Origin of the sequence: Vibrio panuliri (assembly GCF_009938205.1) — a bacterium.
Lineage (GTDB): Bacteria > Pseudomonadota > Gammaproteobacteria > Enterobacterales > Vibrionaceae > Vibrio > Vibrio panuliri.
Genome location: NZ_AP019654.1, coordinates 578,112 through 596,136 on the forward strand (window position 1 = coordinate 578,112; position 18,025 = coordinate 596,136).

Annotated in this window: 14 protein-coding genes; 13 read left to right on the forward strand and 1 reads right to left on the reverse strand. The window is 46.3% G+C overall.

The genetic code is table 11. The features are described from left to right. Positions 1 to 8 precede the first annotated feature (8 nt). From murE to lpxC, 11 genes are all read left to right on the forward strand, one after another. Positions 9 to 1,490 carry a UDP-N-acetylmuramoyl-L-alanyl-D-glutamate--2,6-diaminopimelate ligase gene (gene murE / locus GZK95_RS02705; protein ID WP_075713663.1) on the forward strand — a complete coding sequence of 494 codons (1,482 nt, stop codon included), beginning with the start codon at positions 9 to 11 and terminating at the stop codon, positions 1,488 to 1,490. After that, positions 1,487 to 2,845, forward strand: a complete 1,359-nt coding sequence (gene murF, locus GZK95_RS02710) for a UDP-N-acetylmuramoyl-tripeptide--D-alanyl-D-alanine ligase (RefSeq protein WP_075713661.1) — start codon at positions 1,487 to 1,489, stop codon at positions 2,843 to 2,845. The genes murE and murF overlap by 4 nt, the downstream gene beginning before the upstream one ends. After that, positions 2,842 to 3,924, forward strand: a complete 1,083-nt coding sequence (gene mraY / locus GZK95_RS02715; RefSeq protein ID WP_075713659.1) for a phospho-N-acetylmuramoyl-pentapeptide-transferase — start codon at positions 2,842 to 2,844, stop codon at positions 3,922 to 3,924. The genes murF and mraY overlap by 4 nt, the downstream gene beginning before the upstream one ends. A 13-nt stretch (positions 3,925 to 3,937) precedes the next feature. Further along, positions 3,938 to 5,260: a UDP-N-acetylmuramoyl-L-alanine--D-glutamate ligase gene (murD, locus tag GZK95_RS02720; protein ID WP_075713657.1), complete on the forward strand. Its 1,323-nt coding sequence runs from the start codon at positions 3,938 to 3,940 to the stop codon at positions 5,258 to 5,260. A gap of 88 nt (positions 5,261 to 5,348) precedes the next feature. Next, positions 5,349 to 6,539 carry a cell division protein FtsW gene (gene ftsW / locus GZK95_RS02725; RefSeq protein WP_075713655.1) on the forward strand — a complete coding sequence of 397 codons (1,191 nt, stop codon included), beginning with the start codon at positions 5,349 to 5,351 and terminating at the stop codon, positions 6,537 to 6,539. A 13-nt stretch (positions 6,540 to 6,552) separates the two neighbouring features. Continuing rightward, positions 6,553 to 7,593 carry an undecaprenyldiphospho-muramoylpentapeptide beta-N-acetylglucosaminyltransferase gene (murG, locus tag GZK95_RS02730; RefSeq protein ID WP_232061572.1) on the forward strand — a complete coding sequence of 347 codons (1,041 nt, stop codon included), beginning with the start codon at positions 6,553 to 6,555 and terminating at the stop codon, positions 7,591 to 7,593. Between the two features lie 11 nt (positions 7,594 to 7,604). Next, on the forward strand, positions 7,605 to 9,062 hold the full coding sequence (gene murC, locus GZK95_RS02735; protein ID WP_075709924.1) for a UDP-N-acetylmuramate--L-alanine ligase: 1,458 nt from the start codon (positions 7,605 to 7,607) through the stop codon (positions 9,060 to 9,062). Positions 9,063 to 9,235: 173 nt separating this feature from the next. Further along, positions 9,236 to 10,027 (forward strand): cell division protein FtsQ/DivIB, encoded by a 792-nt coding sequence (locus GZK95_RS02740; RefSeq protein WP_075709925.1) that lies wholly within the window; start codon positions 9,236 to 9,238, stop codon positions 10,025 to 10,027. Continuing rightward, on the forward strand, positions 10,011 to 11,273 hold the full coding sequence (gene ftsA, locus GZK95_RS02745) for a cell division protein FtsA (RefSeq protein WP_075709926.1): 1,263 nt from the start codon (positions 10,011 to 10,013) through the stop codon (positions 11,271 to 11,273). Before GZK95_RS02740 ends, ftsA begins: the two co-directional genes overlap by 17 nt. A 30-nt stretch (positions 11,274 to 11,303) precedes the next feature. After that, positions 11,304 to 12,530 (forward strand): cell division protein FtsZ, encoded by a 1,227-nt coding sequence (gene ftsZ / locus GZK95_RS02750; RefSeq protein ID WP_075709927.1) that lies wholly within the window; start codon positions 11,304 to 11,306, stop codon positions 12,528 to 12,530. Positions 12,531 to 12,626: 96 nt separating this feature from the next. Next, positions 12,627 to 13,544, forward strand: coding sequence for a UDP-3-O-acyl-N-acetylglucosamine deacetylase (gene lpxC, locus GZK95_RS02755; RefSeq protein WP_075709929.1), 918 nt, complete (start codon positions 12,627 to 12,629; stop codon positions 13,542 to 13,544). Between the two features lie 42 nt (positions 13,545 to 13,586). Here the strand turns inward: lpxC and GZK95_RS02760 are convergent, their stop codons facing one another. Further along, positions 13,587 to 14,048 (reverse strand): DUF721 domain-containing protein, encoded by a 462-nt coding sequence (locus tag GZK95_RS02760; protein WP_075709931.1) that lies wholly within the window; start codon positions 14,046 to 14,048, stop codon positions 13,587 to 13,589. A 321-nt stretch (positions 14,049 to 14,369) separates the two neighbouring features. Between GZK95_RS02760 and secA the strand changes: the two genes are divergently transcribed. Together secA and mutT are read left to right on the forward strand one after the other, a co-directional pair. Then, positions 14,370 to 17,102: a preprotein translocase subunit SecA gene (secA, locus tag GZK95_RS02765; RefSeq protein ID WP_075713651.1), complete on the forward strand. Its 2,733-nt coding sequence runs from the start codon at positions 14,370 to 14,372 to the stop codon at positions 17,100 to 17,102. A gap of 421 nt (positions 17,103 to 17,523) precedes the next feature. Continuing rightward, positions 17,524 to 17,922: an 8-oxo-dGTP diphosphatase MutT gene (gene mutT / locus GZK95_RS02770; RefSeq protein WP_075709935.1), complete on the forward strand. Its 399-nt coding sequence runs from the start codon at positions 17,524 to 17,526 to the stop codon at positions 17,920 to 17,922. Positions 17,923 to 18,025 lie beyond the last annotated feature (103 nt).

An 18,025-nucleotide genomic window follows, 5' to 3' on the forward strand; every position in this document is an offset into this window, starting at 1 on the left:
CCTTGGATATGTCGTTAAGCCTCACATTGAAAGAATTATTAGCACCGTGGTTCGATGTACCACAGGCTATCGCCAATACCGACGTTCGTCAGCTAGAACTGGATAGTCGACAGATAGCGCAAGGTGTTACCTTCGTGGCAATTAAAGGCCACGCGATTGATGGGCGTCAGTTTATCGCATCGGCTGTGAGCAAAGGGGCGAATGCTGTCATTGCTCAAGCGTGCGACAGCAAACCTCACGGTTTGGTGGAATACCAAAATGAAATTGCCATCGTTTATATTGCTGAACTGGGCAATATTCTCTCTGAGCTTGCTGGGCGCTTGTATGCGCAACACAACAATCAACTGATTGGTGTTACGGGCACGAATGGTAAAACGACGATCACTCAACTTATAGCGCAATGGTTAGGATTGGTTGAGCATCGCGCAGCGGTTATGGGTACAACCGGTAATGGCTTTCTTGAACAGCTACAACCTGCTGCCAATACAACCGGTAATGCAGTCGATGTGCAGCGTACGATTGCCCAACTTGGTGAACAAGGTGCTCAGTACACGGCGTTAGAGGTTTCTTCACATGGCCTAGTTCAGGGGCGTGTAAAAGCACTGCCATTTGTCGCTGGCGTATTTACTAACCTAAGTCGTGATCACCTTGATTATCACGGCACGATGGAAGAGTACGCAGAAGCTAAATTTACGCTCTTTACTCAGCATGAATGTCAACATGCAATCATCAATGTTGATGATGCAGTCGGCGCGCAATGGATTAAGCGTTTGGAGAATGCCATTGCGGTATCACTTGAGCCACAAGAGAGTGGCAACGCTGTTTGGGCAACGTCAGTGGGCTATTCAGAACAAGGCATTGATATTGCGTTTGACGGTATGTTCGGAGCGGGACATTTTCATGTGCCGTTAATTGGTGAATTTAATGCCAGCAATGTGATGTTGGCATTAACCACTCTGTTGGCATTAGGGATTGATAAGCAGCAATTGTTGGAGAGTGCCGCTCAATTAGTGCCGGTTTTGGGGCGAATGGAGCTGTTTGCCGCTCAAGGTCAGGCTAAAGTAGTCGTCGATTATGCTCACACTCCCGATGCGCTTGAAAAAGCATTAATGGCCCTGCGTGTTCATTGCCAAGGTAAGCTTTGGGCAATCTTTGGCTGTGGTGGTGACCGAGACAAAGGTAAGCGACCAATGATGGCTGAAATTGGCGAGCGGTTAGCCGATAAGGTTATTCTGTCTGATGATAATCCACGCAGTGAGAAGGCTGAGGAAATCGTCAAAGATATGCTGGCTGGTATGTGTCACCCAAGTGATGCCGTGGTTGAACATGACCGTTTTAAAGCACTGCAATATGCGCTTAATAACGCCAGTGCGCATGACATTATCCTCCTTGCGGGTAAAGGGCATGAAGATTACCAAGTGCTTGCCAATGAAACTATTCACTATTCAGACCGTGAGTCAGCGCAGCAACTTTTAGGACTTACATCATGATTCCACTCTCATTAAGCCATTTGGCTAGCGTCTTGAATGCCGAGTTAATTGGTGAAGATTGTACGATCACCCAAGTTTCTACCGATACTCGTAATATTGAATCTGGCGCCCTGTTTGTCGCGCTGGTTGGTGAACGCTTTGACGCTCATGATTTTGCTCATCAAGCGGTAGAGTCAGGCGCAGCCGCTCTACTGGTTTCTCGTCCTTTACAGTTAGACATCGCACAACTTGTGGTACCAGACAGTAAAATCGCTTTGGGCCAGTTGGCTGCTTATGTTCATCAGCAATGTACCACGCCAACCGTCGCTATCACCGGAAGTTGCGGAAAAACGACGGTCAAAGAGATGGTCGCGAGCATTATGTCGCTTAACGGTCAGGTGCTTTATACCGCTGGCAACTTTAACAATGATATCGGTGTTCCGTTGACGCTTTTGCGTTCTACGCCAAATGATGATTACGCAGTGATTGAGTTGGGAGCGAACCATATTGGTGAAATCGCTTATACATCGGCGTTAGTTACGCCAGATGTTGCCTTAGTGAACAACGTTGCTGCGGCGCACCTGGAAGGATTTGGTTCTATTGACGGAGTAAAACAGGCCAAAGGTGAGATTTACCAAGGTTTGAAATCTGGCGGTGTGGCTGTGGTCAATCTAGAAAGTCACGGTGGTGATTTTTGGCAAGCAGCACTAGCAGACAAGCAAGTTAAGACCTTCTCCACTCTGGATGCCAGCGCAGATTACTTCGCTGACAATATCGGAGTGAATGATGCAGGCGAAGCGCACTTTACTCTTCATACCCCGGTTGGCAGCCAAAATGTGCAGTTGGGCATCATTGGTCGACACAATGTTGCCAATGCCCTTGCAGCAACGGCACTCGCTCTGGAGTTAGGTGCAGACTTGACTCAAGTAGCGACGGGACTTGCTCATTTATCCAAAGTAAAAGGTCGCGTTGAAGTTGTCGCGCTCAATGAGCAACTTAAATTGATCGACGATAGCTACAACGCGAGTGTTCCTGCGATGAAAGCCGCGGCAGACCTATTAGCCGGATTTAATGGTACTCGCTGGCTTATTTTGGGGAATATGGCAGAGTTAGGTGATGAAAGTCTTGAACTTCACCGTCAAGTCGGGGAACATGCAGCCCCATTTAATTTCGAGCAAGTACTGACGTACGGTGCTGATACACGAGTGATCAGCGACGTTTGTCATGGAAAACACTTCGACTCACATGACCGCATGATTGAATTTATAGTACAGCAGTTGCCACATCATATCGGTCCTAATACTTTACTGGTCAAAGGCGCCAATAGCGCTGGAATGAGTAAAGTTGCAACTGCATTGAAGGAGATCTATTCATGATTATTTGGCTTGCAGAGCTGCTACAGCCATATTTTTCATTCTTCCGTCTGTTTGAATACCTATCGTTTCGCGCCATTGTAAGCGTGTTAACTGCATTAGGTCTTTCGTTATGGATGGGCCCTCATTTGATTCGTCGTTTGCAGATGTTGCAAATTGGTCAAGTGGTGCGCAATGAAGGTCCAGAATCTCACTTCAGTAAACGTGGCACACCAACAATGGGTGGTGTGATGATTCTTGCAGCCATTATCACCACTGTTTTGCTTTGGGCGGACTTGAGTAATCCCTACGTATGGGCGGTGATTTTTGTTCTCGGTGGCTATGGTGCGGTGGGTTTTGTCGACGACTATCGTAAAGTGGTGCGTAAGAACACTGATGGGCTTATTGCTCGTTGGAAGTACTTCTGGCAATCCGTGATCGCTTTGGTAGTGGCGTTTGCTCTTTATGCTCATGGACACGATACCAGCGCGACGCAGTTGGTGGTGCCTTTCTTTAAAGAAGTGATGCCACAATTAGGCTTGATGTACATTGTACTGACTTACTTTGTTATCGTCGGCACCAGTAATGCGGTAAACCTAACCGATGGTCTTGATGGCTTGGCGATTATGCCAACAGTGCTTGTTGCAGCGGGTTTTGCGGCAATTGCATGGGCAACCGGTAACGTTCAGTTTGCTAGCTACTTACATATTCCACATGTACCTTACGCCTCTGAACTCGTTGTGGTGTGTACGGCTATCGTGGGCGCGGGGCTAGGCTTCTTATGGTTTAACACCTATCCTGCACAAGTATTTATGGGTGATGTCGGCTCGTTAGCTTTAGGCGGTGCACTGGGTACCATTGCAGTGTTGGTTCGTCAGGAATTTGTTTTAGTCATCATGGGTGGGGTGTTTGTTATGGAAACCCTATCGGTGATACTGCAAGTGGGCTCGTACAAACTACGTGGACAACGTATTTTCCGTATGGCTCCGATTCACCATCACTATGAGTTGAAGGGTTGGCCTGAGCCACGCGTTATTGTGCGTTTTTGGATCATCTCTATTGTGCTGGTACTGATTGGTCTAGCGACACTTAAAGTTCGTTAAGGAAATTGACACCATGACCATGCAGCGTTGGCAAGGTATTGAAAAAGTTGTGGTTGTAGGGCTCGGTATCACCGGGCTCTCTGTTGTTAAGCATCTCATGCGTCTACCGATTGCCTTGCAAGTTAAGGTAATTGATACCCGCAGTACACCCCCAGGTCACGATGAACTACCGAGTGAAGTCGAACTGCATTCTGGCAGTTGGCGAACCGATTGGTTACTGGATGCTGATTTGGTGGTGACCAACCCAGGTATTGCCTTAGCAACGCCAGAGATTCAACAAGTGCTTACCGCAGGTATCCCTGTCGTTGGTGATATTGAGTTGTTCGCATGGCATGTCAACAAGCCAGTGATTGCCATTACTGGCTCAAACGGCAAAAGTACCGTGACGGATCTAACGGGTGTGGTGGCAAAAGCCTCTGGATTGGCCGTTGGGGTTGGCGGCAATATTGGCGTACCTGCACTGGATTTGCTTGAGCTTGATGCTGACCTGTATGTCCTTGAACTTTCAAGTTTTCAACTCGAGACAACGTCCAGTTTAGAGTTGGTAGCGGGTGCTTTTCTCAATCTTTCCGAAGATCACATGGATCGCTATCAAGGTATGGCGGACTATCGTCAAGCGAAATTGCGTATTTTTGACCATGCTCAAGCATGTATCGTCAATGCTGATGATCGAGAGACTTACCCCGCTGCGACGGAAAATTTGGTGACATTCTCGATTGAAACGTCAGCCGATGCCTGCGTGAGTCAGTTTGATGGATGCGAGTATCTAACTTGGCTTGGTGAGCGTATTTTACCGCTTGAGCAGCTTAGCCTAGTAGGCAGACACAATGTGGCTAATGCATTGGTGGTCATTGCTTTGCTCGCCAAAGCAGGGGTTGACTTCAAAGCTGGCCTACCAGCAATGAAATCTTACCAAGGTTTGACACATCGCTGCCAAGTTGTTGCGGATAATCAAGGTATTAAGTGGGTTAACGACTCTAAAGCGACCAATGTAGCGAGTACGTTAGCTGCGCTGTCTGGTTTAACTTTAGCAGGTAAGCTATATCTGCTGGTTGGCGGAAATGGTAAAGGTGCTGACTTTAGTGAATTAGCGCCAGTCCTAGCAAATTTAAACCTGCAACTTTGCTGCTTTGGTGCTGATGGTGATAAGTTTATGGCGCTGCACCCTTCGGCAAAGCGCTTTGATACCATGCAAGAAATCATTACGTGGGCAAAACCTCAACTCAGTGAGGGAGACATGGTGTTGCTATCACCAGCGTGCGCGAGTTTCGACCAATTTGATAACTTTATGGCGCGTGGTGATGCCTTTGCTGAATTGGCAAAGCAGTTTGCCTAACGATATAGTATAAGCACCGTGTCAGGCGGTGCGTTAAGCCACTAATGGATTAAGAGCTTGGCTAGAAATATAAGAGATAACTAAATACATGCCGTTGCGAGAACACGTCGCTAATTTTAAACAGTGGTTTACTCAACCAGCACCACAAGCACTTTTTGACCGTCAATTAGTGTGGATTGCGCTCGGGTTGATGTTGACTGGCTTGGTGATGGTGACATCGGCTTCTTTCCCTATTAGCTATCGTCTGACTGGGCAGCCTTTCCACTTTATGTTCCGTCATGCGGTATTCTTGTTGCTGGCGATTTCCACGGCTGCAGTCATACTGCAAGTGCAACTCAAACACTGGCTTAAGTTCAGTTCAATTCTGCTCGGGATCGCAATCGTATTATTGATTGTGGTGCTCGTTGGCGGTAAATCAGTAAACGGTGCCTCGCGCTGGATCCCGCTCGGGTTATTTAACCTGCAACCTGCAGAAGTTGCCAAGTTGTCACTATTTATCTTTATGGCGGGTTATCTCGTACGTAAACAAGATGAAGTTCGTGCGACGTTTTTTGGTGGCTTTATCAAGCCGATTCTCGTGTTTGGTGCTTTTGCGGTGCTACTGCTGTTTCAGCCAGATTTGGGTACGGTGATCGTAATGCTAGTGACCTTGTTCGGCATGTTGTTTATTGCCGGAGCGAAGCTGACCCAATTTCTTGCCTTAATGGTTGTCGGTATTGTCGCGGTAATTGCATTGATCGTTGCTGAGCCATATCGTATGAAGCGTGTGACGTCATTTCTCGACCCTTGGGAAAACCCATTTGGCAGTGGCTATCAGCTCACGCAATCATTAATGGCATTTGGCCGTGGTGATTGGTTTGGGCAAGGTCTAGGTAACTCCATTCAGAAACTGGCTTACTTGCCAGAAGCTCATACCGACTTCGTGTTCGCCGTGTTGGCGGAAGAGTTAGGTTTTGTTGGCGTCGTATTAGTGCTGATGCTGATTTTTAGCTTGGTACTTAAAGCAATATTCATTGGGCGACGAGCATTTGAGAGTGATGAGTTTTTTGGTGGTTACTTAGCCTTTGGTATTGGTATTTGGTTTGCGTTCCAAACATTGGTCAATGTAGGTGCGGCGGCGGGTATTGTGCCAACCAAAGGTTTAACCCTCCCACTGATCAGTTACGGTGGTTCGAGTTTAATTATTATGTCAGTCGCGGTTTCAATCTTATTGAGAATTGACCATGAGTGCCGTCTTAAAGCGCTGCAAATAGAAAAGAATACAGAAGATGAGCAATAATAAAAAACGTTTAATGGTAATGGCTGGTGGTACAGGCGGGCATGTTTTCCCGGGTCTCGCGGTCGCCAAAAAACTGCAACAACAAGGTTGGGAGATTCGTTGGTTAGGTACTGCGGATAGAATGGAAGCAGAGTTGGTACCGAAGCACGGTATTGATATCGACTTTATTAAAGTGAAAGGGCTACGTGGTCAAGGGATTGCGCGTCTTATTGCAGCGCCTTTTCAGATTGTTAACGCGATTTTGCAAGCTCGAGCACATATGAAGGCATGGCGCCCAGATGCAGTGCTCGGTATGGGTGGTTATGTCAGCGGTCCGGGCGGGATTGCGGCATGGTTGCTCGGTATCCCTGTTGTACTGCATGAGCAAAATGCAGTTGCGGGTTTAACCAACCAATGGTTGGCGAAAATTGCTAAGAAAGTATTCCAAGCCTTTCCTGGTGCATTTCCTGATGCGCAGGTGGTGGGCAACCCAGTACGTGAAGATGTCGTGGCTCTTGCTGAACCGCAAGTGCGTATGGCTGATCGTCAAGGTCCGATCCGCATTTTAGTGATGGGCGGAAGCCAAGGTGCACGTATTCTTAATCAAACGATGCCGGAAGTGATGGCCAAGCTCGGTGAGGGTTATCAAGTACGTCACCAAGCGGGTAAAAACAGTCAGCAAGACGTCGCACAGGCTTACCAACAACATCAAGTCACCCAAGCGGAGACGATGGAGTTTATTGATGATGTTGCCGATGCATACCAATGGGCCGATCTATTAGTATGCCGCTCAGGAGCGTTAACGGTTTCCGAAGTTGCTGCGGCTGGGGTGGGCGCTATTTTCATCCCATTTATGCACAAAGACAGACAGCAGGCCCTAAATGCTGACCATTTGGTTGAGTGCGGGGCGGCAAAAATGATTGAACAGCCAGAGCTGAGCGTCGATAAGTTGGTGAGTGAAATCCAGTCGTTGGATCGCTCTCACTTACAACAGATGGCTCTTAAAGCGAGAAGTGCTGCTATGTTAGAAGCGGACCGCGTTGTAGCGGATGCGATTATCGCGCTAACCAAATAACGAGATACACGATGACCGTAAAACACACACAAGATTTAGCTCAGATTCGAGCAATGGTTCCAGAGATGCGCCGCGTAAAATCGATCCACTTTATTGGTATCGGTGGGGCTGGTATGAGTGGTATTGCTGAAGTGCTACTCAATGAGGGTTACCAAATTACAGGTTCTGACATTGCAGAAAATGCGGTCACAGAGCGCCTAACTGAGAAAGGGGCGACAGTATATATTGGCCATCATGAGAGCAATGTTGCACAGGCCAGTGTGGTAGTGGTTTCAACGGCGATCAACGAAGCCAACCCAGAGATTAAAGCCGCGCGAGAAGCGCGTATCCCTGTGGTTCGTCGTGCAGAAATGCTGGCGGAGTTGATGCGTTTTCGTCACGGTATTGCGGTCGCGGGGACACATGGTAAAACCACGACAACCGCACTAGTTACACAAATCTATTCAGAAGCTGGTCTAGATCCAACGTTTGTTAATGGTGGTCTAGTGAAGAGCGCAGGAACTAACGCTCGTTTAGGCTCAAGCCGTATCTTGATTGCCGAAGCAGATGAAAGTGATGCATCATTCTTACACCTTCAGCCAATGGTGAGTATTGTTACCAATATTGAAGCTGACCATATGGACACTTATGGCGGTGATTTTGAAACGCTAAAGCAAACCTTTATCGACTTTCTGCATAACTTGCCTTTCTACGGTCAAGCGATCTTATGTATTGATGATCCAGTCGTTCGTGAGTTGATTCCTCGAGTGAGCCGCCAAGTGATCACCTACGGCTTCTCGGAAGATGCGGATGTGCGAATTGAGAATTATCGCCAAGAAGGTCAGCAAGGTAAGTTTACCGTAGTACGTCAAGGCCGTGCGAACCTTGATATCACGCTGAATATTCCAGGGCGACACAATGCCCTCAATGCTTCCGCTGCGATTGCGGTTGCAACCGAAGATGATATTTCTGACGAGGCGATTTTAAGCGCAATGCTTGGAACCCAAGGTACCGGGCGCCGTTTTGATCACCTCGGTGAGTTTGCGACCGGCAATGGTCAAGCGATGTTGGTTGACGATTATGGTCATCATCCAACAGAAGTCGGGGTGACGATTCAAGCGGCACGCAGTGGTTGGGCAGATAAACGCCTAGTGATGATTTTTCAACCACACCGTTATAGCCGTACTCGTGACCTTTATGATGATTTTGCTAACGTATTAGAGCAGGTCGATGTTCTGATCATGCTGGATGTCTATGCGGCGGGTGAAAAGCCGATTGCGGGAGCGGATGGGCGTTCGTTATGTCGTACTATTCGCAGTCGTGGCAAGATAGATCCGATCTTTGTGCCGGATAGCGAGACACTGCCAGCGGCGTTAGCGAACGTATTACAAGATGGTGACCTTGTTTTAACGCAAGGTGCTGGTGATGTGGGTAAAGTTGCTAAGCAATTAGCAGCACTTAAACTAAACATCGCGAAAATGCAGGCGTGAGATTGAGATTTTTGAAGATTTAGCGCAATTATTGCGTTAAAAAAACGATTTCTCACTTTCAAGGTTTGATACTTTTTACGACCCCAGTATAATCCGAGGGTTATAGTGAATGCTTTGGCCTATGCAAAGGGATAGGATTTAGAATTGCGAGCGTATAACAAGGGCAACGGACTTTGATTAGTACATCTTTTTCCCAAGACCGTCGTCTGAAAGACATCTCAAGCATTAAAAAGCACCTCGTGGGTGCTGGCTTTTTTGTTATGGTGATTGTCCTAATTGGCTCTCTACTCTTTTCTACCATTTCGTGGATGTGGGACGATCAACGTTTGCCGTTATCCAAACTTGTTCTTCAGGGCAAGTTGGAATACGTTACTGCGCTGGACGTACAGCGAGCGTTTTCTACGTTAGAGCACGTAGGGACGTTTATGTCGCAAGATGTCGACACATTGCAGGACGTGATCGAACAGATCCCTTGGGTCTCGCATGTCTCCATCCGCAAACAGTGGCCGGATACGATAAAAGTGTTTTTAACTGAGCATCACGCCAAAGCAATTTGGAACGGTGATGTTTTGTTAGATGACCATGGTCAGATCTTTAATGGTGATATTGGTAAGCTAAAAGGCGATAGAGTTAAGCTCTATGGTCCTAAAGGCTCAAACCTTGAGGTATTGGAAACTTGGCAAAGAATTAGCCAACTGTTTGAACCTCTAGGGTTAACCATTACCTCACTGGTTTTAAATGATCGACGCGCATGGCAAATTATTCTCGATAACGGTATTCGTTTGGAGTTAGGCAAAGAGTCTCTCGATGAGCGCATTAATCGTTTTGTTTCGTTGTATAGCAGCCTAGGTAGTGACGCTCAACGCGTGAGTTATATTGACCTTAGGTATGATACGGGAGCCGCGGTAGGCTGGTTCCCAGAACAAGAGTCACAACAAGAGAGCACAGATGACGAAGACCGCTGATGACAACATTATTGTTGGTCTAGATATAGGCACTGCAACCGTATCAGCATTGGTAGGTGAAATTCTACCTGACGGTCAAATCAACATCATTGGCGCCGGTACCAGTCCATCACGTGGTATGGACAAAGGTGGCGTAAACGATCTTGAGTCCGTGGTGAAATCGGTGCAGCGAGCTGTAGATCAAGCGGAACTGATGGCGGAATGTCAGATTCGCAACGTATTTATTTCCATCTCAGGTCGCCATATTGCGAGCCGCATTGAAAAAGGGATGGGAACTATTTCCGATGAAGAAGTCTCTCAAGAAGATATGGATCGTGCGATCCATACTGCAAAATCAATCAAAATTGGTGATGAACAGCGCATTCTTCATGTAATTCCGCAAGAATTTACCATTGATTACCAAGAGGGAATTAAAAACCCGCTAGGTTTATCTGGGGTGCGCATGGAAGTGAGTGTGCACTTGATCTCTTGTCACAATGATATGGCAAGAAACATTATTAAAGCTGTTGAACGTTGCGGTTTAACAGTGGAACACTTGGTCTATTCAGGTTTAGCGGCAAGTAATGCCGTGATTACTGAAGATGAACGTGAGTTGGGCGTGTGCGTGGTAGATATCGGTGCGGGTACAATGGACGTTTCTATCTGGACAGGTGGTGCGCTAAGACATACCGAAGTATTCTCTTATGCGGGCAATGCGGTAACAAGTGATATCGCGTTCGCTTTTGGCACCCCAGTTAGTGATGCTGAAGAGATAAAAGTGAAATATGGCTGTGCTCTTAGTGAGCTAGTCAGCAAAGATGACACGGTTAACGTTCCGAGTGTTGGTGGTCGTCCTTCGCGTAGTTTGCAACGACAAACTTTGTCTGAAGTGATTGAACCGAGATATACTGAACTTATGGGACTCGTTAACCAAACTATCGATACTGTTCAAGAGAAGTTGCGTGAAGATGGTATTAAACACCATTTAGCTGCTGGTGTAGTACTCACTGGTGGTGCCGCGCGAATTGAAGGTTTGGTAGAATGTGCGGAACGCGTTTTCCGCAACCAAGTTAGAGTTGGCAAGCCTCTTGAGGTGAGTGGTCTAACTGATTATGTAAAAGAGCCGTATCATTCTACGGCAGTTGGTTTACTTCATTACGCACGAGACAGTCAGATTAACGAAGATACTGAATATAACGAGCCAAAGCGTCAGCCAGTAAGTTCGTTATTTGATCGCTTGCGTAATTGGATACAAAAAGAGTTTTAACCTGAGCAGCAGGAAAAACGGAGATAACACATGTTTGAACCGATGATGGAAATGTCTGACGATGCGGTAATTAAAGTCGTTGGGGTTGGTGGCGGTGGCGGTAATGCCGTTGAACACATGGTACGTGAGTCCATTGAAGGTGTTGAATTCATCAGCATCAACACTGATGCTCAAGCACTGCGTAAGACAAGCGTAAACAGCGTCATCCAAATTGGTGGCGACATGACAAAGGGTCTTGGTGCGGGTGCAAACCCACAAGTGGGACGTGACGCTGCTCTCGAAGATCGCGATAGAATTAAAGAATCTATCTTTGGCGCCGATATGGTGTTTATCGCAGCTGGTATGGGTGGTGGCACAGGTACAGGTGCGGCACCAGTTATCGCTGAAGTTGCAAAAGAGTTAGGTATCCTAACGGTTGCAGTAGTGACAAAACCATTTAGCTTCGAAGGTAAGAAGCGTATGGCGTTTGCGGAACAAGGTATCGAAGAGCTGTCAAAGCATGTTGACTCTCTTATTACTATTCCAAACGAAAAGCTACTTAAAGTTCTTGGTCGTGGCATTACACTGCTAGAAGCTTTTGCAAGTGCAAACGATGTGTTGAAGAACGCGGTGCAAGGTATCGCGGAACTGATCACTCGCCCAGGCATGATCAACGTCGACTTTGCTGACGTACGCACAGTAATGTCAGAAATGGGTCACGCAATGATGGGTAGCGGCGTTGCGAAAGGTGAAGACCGAGCGGAAGAAGCGGCAGAGATGGCTATCTCAAGCCCACTTCTAGAAGACATCGATCTTGCCGGCGCACGTGGTGTACTTGTCAATATCACAGCAGGTCTTGATATGCGTCTTGATGAGTTTGAAACTGTCGGTAACACAGTGAAAGCTTTCGCATCAGACAACGCAACCGTGGTTATTGGTACGTCACTTGACCCTGACATGGCGGATGAAATTCGTGTTACAGTGGTAGCAACAGGTATTGGTAACGAGAAGAAACCTGACATTACGTTAGTAGCAGGCGGAAAAGCGAAAGTTGCACCAGTGGCGCAACCTCAGTCACCAGTTGCAACACAACAACCAGCAGCGGTAAAAGTAGAAGAGAAACCGGCACAAACATTGCAAGAGAAACCACAAGTCGCTTCTCAACCGGCAACTCAATCTACATCAGCAAGCAATGGTTCAGGCCAAAGCACGGCACCGAAAGTAGAAAAAGATGGCTATCTAGACATCCCTGCCTTCTTACGTCGTCAAGCTGATTAATTGTGTCAAAATTTGACACGGATCGAAAATGTGATACGATGCGCGACCGATGATTATATCGTCCGCGATTTGTAGCACCATTACTGAGGCAAGTAGATGATCAGACAACGTACTCTGAAAGAAATAGTGAAAACGACCGGTGTAGGCTTACACTCAGGGCGTAAAGTAACTTTGACTCTTCGCCCAGCTGCTGCAAACACCGGTGTGATTTACCGTCGAACAGACGTGAATCCACCTGTGGATTTTCCTGCGGATCCAGAATCTGTTCGCGATACCATGCTGTGTACCGCACTTGTGAACGACCAAGGTATTCGTATCTCAACAGTAGAGCATTTGAATGCAGCTCTTGCTGGCATGGGTATCGACAACGTGATTATCGAAGTTGATGCACCTGAAATTCCAATTATGGATGGCAGTGCTAGCCCTTTTGTCTTCTTGCTACAACAAGCAGGCATCGAAGAGCAAAATGCAGCAAAACGCTTTATTCGTATTAAGAAACCAGTTCGCTTTGAAGATGGCGATAAATGGGCCGAGTTTGTGCCTTTCAATGGTTTCCGTATGGACTTTGAGATTGAGTTTAATCATCCTGCTATTGAGTCGGATGAACAGCGTTTGGTGTTTGACTTCTCGTCTAAAGGTTTCGTTAAAGAGATTTCACGTGCGCGTACTTTCGGCTTTATGCGTGATATCGAGTACTTACAATCGCAAAACCTAGTGTTGGGTGGTAGTTTTGACAATGCAATCGTGTTGGATGATTACCGTATTCTCAACGAAGAAGGTCTGCGTTTTGAAAATGAGTTCGTTACTCACAAAGTACTGGATGCGATTGGCGATCTTTATATGTGTGGCCACCCAATTATTGGTGAATTCCGTGCTTTTAAATCCGGTCACGGTTTGAACAACCAACTACTTCGTGCAGTGCTTGCTGATCAAGAAGCGTGGGAGTGGGTAACGTTCGAACAAGAAGAAGTCTCTCCAGTCGCATTTGCAGAACCAAACATGGTTTTAGCATAAGCAGCTTAGATGAGAAAAAACCAGGCTAACAGCCTGGTTTTTTTATGCCTTTTTTTTGTCTGCCATTTGCGCCAAACTCTCTAAGCGAGCTTTGACTTTGGGCGAAGCGCCGTGAGAAATCGCTTTTAAATATTCCGCAGCGGTATTAGAAATAGGGTCGCGTCGCTTGGCTGGTTGTGATTTTTCGCTGGCCTTGGTTCGATAAAGATCGGGATTGATCTGCACTTCAACCGCAATTAATCGAGCGAATCCTTGCCCACGAAGTTGGTTAAGAATGTTCAAGCGATCGTAGTTGATCTTCATCATCAGAGCGGCACTGGCCACTTCGATAACCAGATGATTGTCACGCAAGTTTGCCACGCGGCAATGATCCGCCGTATTTTTCGGTAGGATCGTTTTCAGCAGCTTATTGATCGTCATGATCTCTTCTGCATGCTGTTGTAATTTCGCAAAGCGGGAGTCTGAGATAATCTCATTTCCCAACGTTGGGCGATGGTCGCGCATGACTAACCCTTGGTTTGTTTATTCACCTTATATTTTAGCTAAGCGCTTTGGCGACGAATAGTCTTTTAGCGGATAAACTTGCGTCGGTCGTCGACAAAAAATCACAAATGCTTCAAACAATTCAATAAGAGATTGGTTGTTGAGGGCAAAAGACCTTACACTACTCCGTTATTAATATGATTTAACGCCTTGAAAATCTAAGTTCTCACCACAATATCTGTGATTAATGATTTAACACAGTATTCTTAGTTCAAAACTGAAAGAGACTGAAGGCATTAAGTAGAGATCGTGCCGATCGATTGATAGAGAGATTCACACAAGATGATAACTAAGCTACTGACAAAGATTATTGGCAGTCGCAACGACAGAACACTGCGTCGCCTGAGAAAAATTGTAAAAGAAATCAATAACTATGAGCCAACGTTTGAAGCTCTATCTGACGAAGAACTAAAAGCAAAAACGGTCGAGTTCCGCCAACGCTTAGAACAAGGTGAAGACTTAGATAAGTTGCTGCCTGAAGCATTTGCAACCGTACGTGAAGCATCGAAGCGTGTATATGGTATGCGTCACTTCGATGTACAGCTTATCGGTGGTATGGTACTTAACGCGGGTCAAATCGCAGAGATGCGTACTGGTGAAGGTAAAACCCTGACCGCAACATTGCCAGCATACTTAAACGCGCTGCCAGGCAAAGGGGTTCACATCGTTACGGTGAACGACTATCTTGCCAAGCGTGACGCGGAAACAAACCGCCCACTCTTTGAATTCCTAGGTATGACTGTTGGCGTAAACGTGCCAAACATGCCGCCTCAAGAGAAAAAAGAAGCTTACCAAGCTGATATTCTTTACGGTACAAACAACGAATTTGGTTTTGACTACCTACGTGACAACATGGCATTCCGTGTTGAAGACCGCGTACAACGTGAACGCTTCTTTGCGGTAGTCGATGAAGTGGACTCGATTCTAATCGATGAAGCTCGTACACCACTTATCATTTCTGGTCCTGCAGAGGATAGCTCAGAGCTATACACTCGCATCAACACTCTAATCCCACATCTGCAAAAACAAGATCAGGAAGACTCAGAAGAGTACCGTGGTGATGGTCACTACACGGTTGATGAGAAATCTAAGCAAGTGCATCTTACTGAAACAGGCCAAGAGTTTGTTGAAGAGTTGATGATTAAGAACGGCTTGATGGAAGAGGGTGATACTCTTTACTCACCAGCGAATATCAGCCTGTTACATCACGTTAATGCTGCGCTACGTGCCCACGTCTTGTTTGAAATTAACGTTGACTACATCGTTAACGAACAAGGTGAAGTGGTCATTGTTGATGAACACACGGGTCGTACAATGCCGGGTCGTCGTTGGTCTGAAGGTCTTCACCAAGCGGTGGAAGCCAAAGAAGGCGTTAAGATCCAAAATGAAAACCAAACACTGGCATCGATTACCTTCCAGAACTACTTCCGTCTTTACGAAAAACTGTCAGGTATGACAGGTACAGCGGATACAGAAGCATTCGAATTCCAATCTATCTACGGTTTGGAAACAGTGGTTATCCCAACCAACAAACCAATGATTCGCGACGATATGCCAGATGTGGTGTACCGTACTGAGCAAGAAAAATTTGCCGCAATTATTGAAGATATCAAAGAGCGCGTTGCTAAAGGTCAACCATCGCTAGTGGGTACCGTGTCGATTGAAAAGTCTGAGCTACTTTCCAATGCACTGAAAAAGGCCAACATTAAGCACAACGTATTGAACGCGAAATTCCACGAGAAAGAAGCGGAAATCGTAGCAGAAGCAGGTACACCTGGTGCAGTCACTATCGCTACTAACATGGCGGGTCGTGGTACCGATATCGTGCTTGGTGGTAGCTGGCAAGCGAAGGTTGAACAGCTAAGCAACCCAACGCAAGAGCAAATTGATACCATCAAAGCAGAATGGCGCGTAGTACATGACCAAGTGCTTGAGTCTGGTGGTCTACACATCATCGGTACTGAACGTCATGAATCTCGTCGTATCGATAACCAGCTTCGTGGTCGTTCTGGTCGTCAAGGTGACGCAGGTTCTTCACGTTTCTACCTATCAATGGAAGATGCGCTGCTACGTATCTTTACTTCTGATCGTATGGCTAGCCTTATCCAAAGTGGTATGGAAGAAGGTGAAGCAATCGAATCGAAGATGCTTTCTCGCTCAATTGAAAAAGCACAGCGTAAAGTAGAAGGTCGTAACTTTGATATTCGTAAACAGCTACTTGAGTACGATGACGTTGCAAATGATCAGCGTAAAGTAGTTTATGAGTTGCGTGATGAGCTAATGAGCGTTGAAGACATTAGCGAGATGATTGAGCAAAACCGTTTTGATGTGATCAACGCAATTATTGACGAATATATCCCGCCACAATCTCTTGAAGAAATGTGGGATGTACAAGGTCTGCAAGATCGTCTGAAAAATGACTTCGATCTTGATGCGCCAGTGAAAGAGTGGCTAGAAGCGGACGACAAGCTATACGAAGAAGCGCTGCGCGAGAAGATCGTCAATCAAGCGATTGAAGTATACAACGCTAAAGAAGAAGTGGTTGGTGCACAAGTACTACGCAACTTCGAAAAATCAGTCATGCTGCAAACGCTTGATACACTGTGGAAAGAGCACCTAGCGGCGATGGACCACCTACGCCAAGGTATCCATCTACGTGGTTACGCACAGAAAAACCCGAAACAAGAGTACAAGCGTGAGTCGTTTGAACTGTTTGAAGGTCTGCTAGACTCGCTGAAAACGGATGTTATTACAGTGCTTTCGCGCGTTCGAGTTCAACAGCAAGAAGAAGTTGAACGTATGGAAGAGCAACGTCGTGCACAAGCTGAAGCGGCAGCTCGCCATGCTCAAGCACAGCACGCAACAGCTGAAAACCAACTTGCTGATGGCGAAGATAATGCTGAAGCAGGTGCTCAACAGCCAGTGGTACGTGATGAGCGTAAAGTAGGCCGTAATGAGCCATGTCCATGTGGTAGCGGCAAAAAATACAAGCAGTGCCACGGCAAGATTAATTAAAGCGTTACTGTAACGGCTGATTACAGCGTTAGCGATGCTCATTTACAGATGTAAACTGCGCGTCGCTGCCTTGTTCTAAGCCATTACAGCTTAAGCTTAATCAATCTTAGTATTTGGTTAGCTTCAAGAAACTTAGGTATTGTATGAAGAGTCGCTTAGGGCGGCTCTTTTTTTAGGTAAAATTTGTGCTTGGCTATTGGTAGTGTGTCTTGTAGCGAAGTCACTATTTATGTCATTGCTTGTCGTGAAGTGACTACCCGCGTCATTCCCTATAGCGAGGAATGAAGTCACTATTTGTCATTCCCTAAAGCGAAGAATGAGCGTAGTAGGGAATCTGGTTTTACGTGCAAGCGTGCTGTTGTCTTTGCGTCTTCATGAGGATGCATGGCCAGTTAAGCATTCTAATTTGGGGAATTTTCACATGAAGCGTATTCATATCGTAGCGGCAGTGATATTTAATCAGGATAAGTCGCAGATTTTTATCACTAAGCGCCCTGATGATAAACATAAGGGCGGGTACTGGGAGTTTCCTGGCGGCAAAGTTGAGCTGGGGGAAACGATTGAGCAAGCGATGGTGCGTGAGCTTGATGAAGAGATTGGTATCTTAGTGACTGAGCAATCGCTGTTTGAGCATTTAGAGTATGACTACCCGGATAAGTCACTTAAGTTTGATTTTATTTTAGTCACTGATTTTTCAGGTGAGCCTTTTGGTCGAGAGGGACAAGTGGGAGAATGGGTAACAATCAATCAGCTTGATAACTATCAGTTTCCAGAGGCAAACGTGCCAATTTTACAGCGTGTCATAAAAGAATTTTCATGATCAATGTCGCAAAAAACTAGCCAGCACAACCGTTTATTGGTAATTTAGATACGAAGATCTTTTATACAAGATGAGGATCATCTCATCTTGTTACTTAGCATGG

Coding starts and splice junctions, on each gene's coding strand:
- murE (WP_075713663.1), top strand. CDS start 9: ATGTCGTTAAGCCTCACATTGAAAGAATTATTAGCACCGTGGTTCGAT.
- murF (WP_075713661.1), top strand. CDS start 1,487: ATGATTCCACTCTCATTAAGCCATTTGGCTAGCGTCTTGAATGCCGAG.
- mraY (WP_075713659.1), top strand. CDS start 2,842: ATGATTATTTGGCTTGCAGAGCTGCTACAGCCATATTTTTCATTCTTC.
- murD (WP_075713657.1), top strand. CDS start 3,938: ATGACCATGCAGCGTTGGCAAGGTATTGAAAAAGTTGTGGTTGTAGGG.
- ftsW (WP_075713655.1), top strand. CDS start 5,349: ATGCCGTTGCGAGAACACGTCGCTAATTTTAAACAGTGGTTTACTCAA.
- murG (WP_232061572.1), top strand. CDS start 6,553: ATGGTAATGGCTGGTGGTACAGGCGGGCATGTTTTCCCGGGTCTCGCG.
- murC (WP_075709924.1), top strand. CDS start 7,605: ATGACCGTAAAACACACACAAGATTTAGCTCAGATTCGAGCAATGGTT.
- ftsA (WP_075709926.1), top strand. CDS start 10,011: ATGACGAAGACCGCTGATGACAACATTATTGTTGGTCTAGATATAGGC.
- ftsZ (WP_075709927.1), top strand. CDS start 11,304: ATGTTTGAACCGATGATGGAAATGTCTGACGATGCGGTAATTAAAGTC.
- lpxC (WP_075709929.1), top strand. CDS start 12,627: ATGATCAGACAACGTACTCTGAAAGAAATAGTGAAAACGACCGGTGTA.
- GZK95_RS02760 (WP_075709931.1), bottom strand. CDS start 14,048: ATGCGCGACCATCGCCCAACGTTGGGAAATGAGATTATCTCAGACTCC.
- secA (WP_075713651.1), top strand. CDS start 14,370: ATGATAACTAAGCTACTGACAAAGATTATTGGCAGTCGCAACGACAGA.
- mutT (WP_075709935.1), top strand. CDS start 17,524: ATGAAGCGTATTCATATCGTAGCGGCAGTGATATTTAATCAGGATAAG.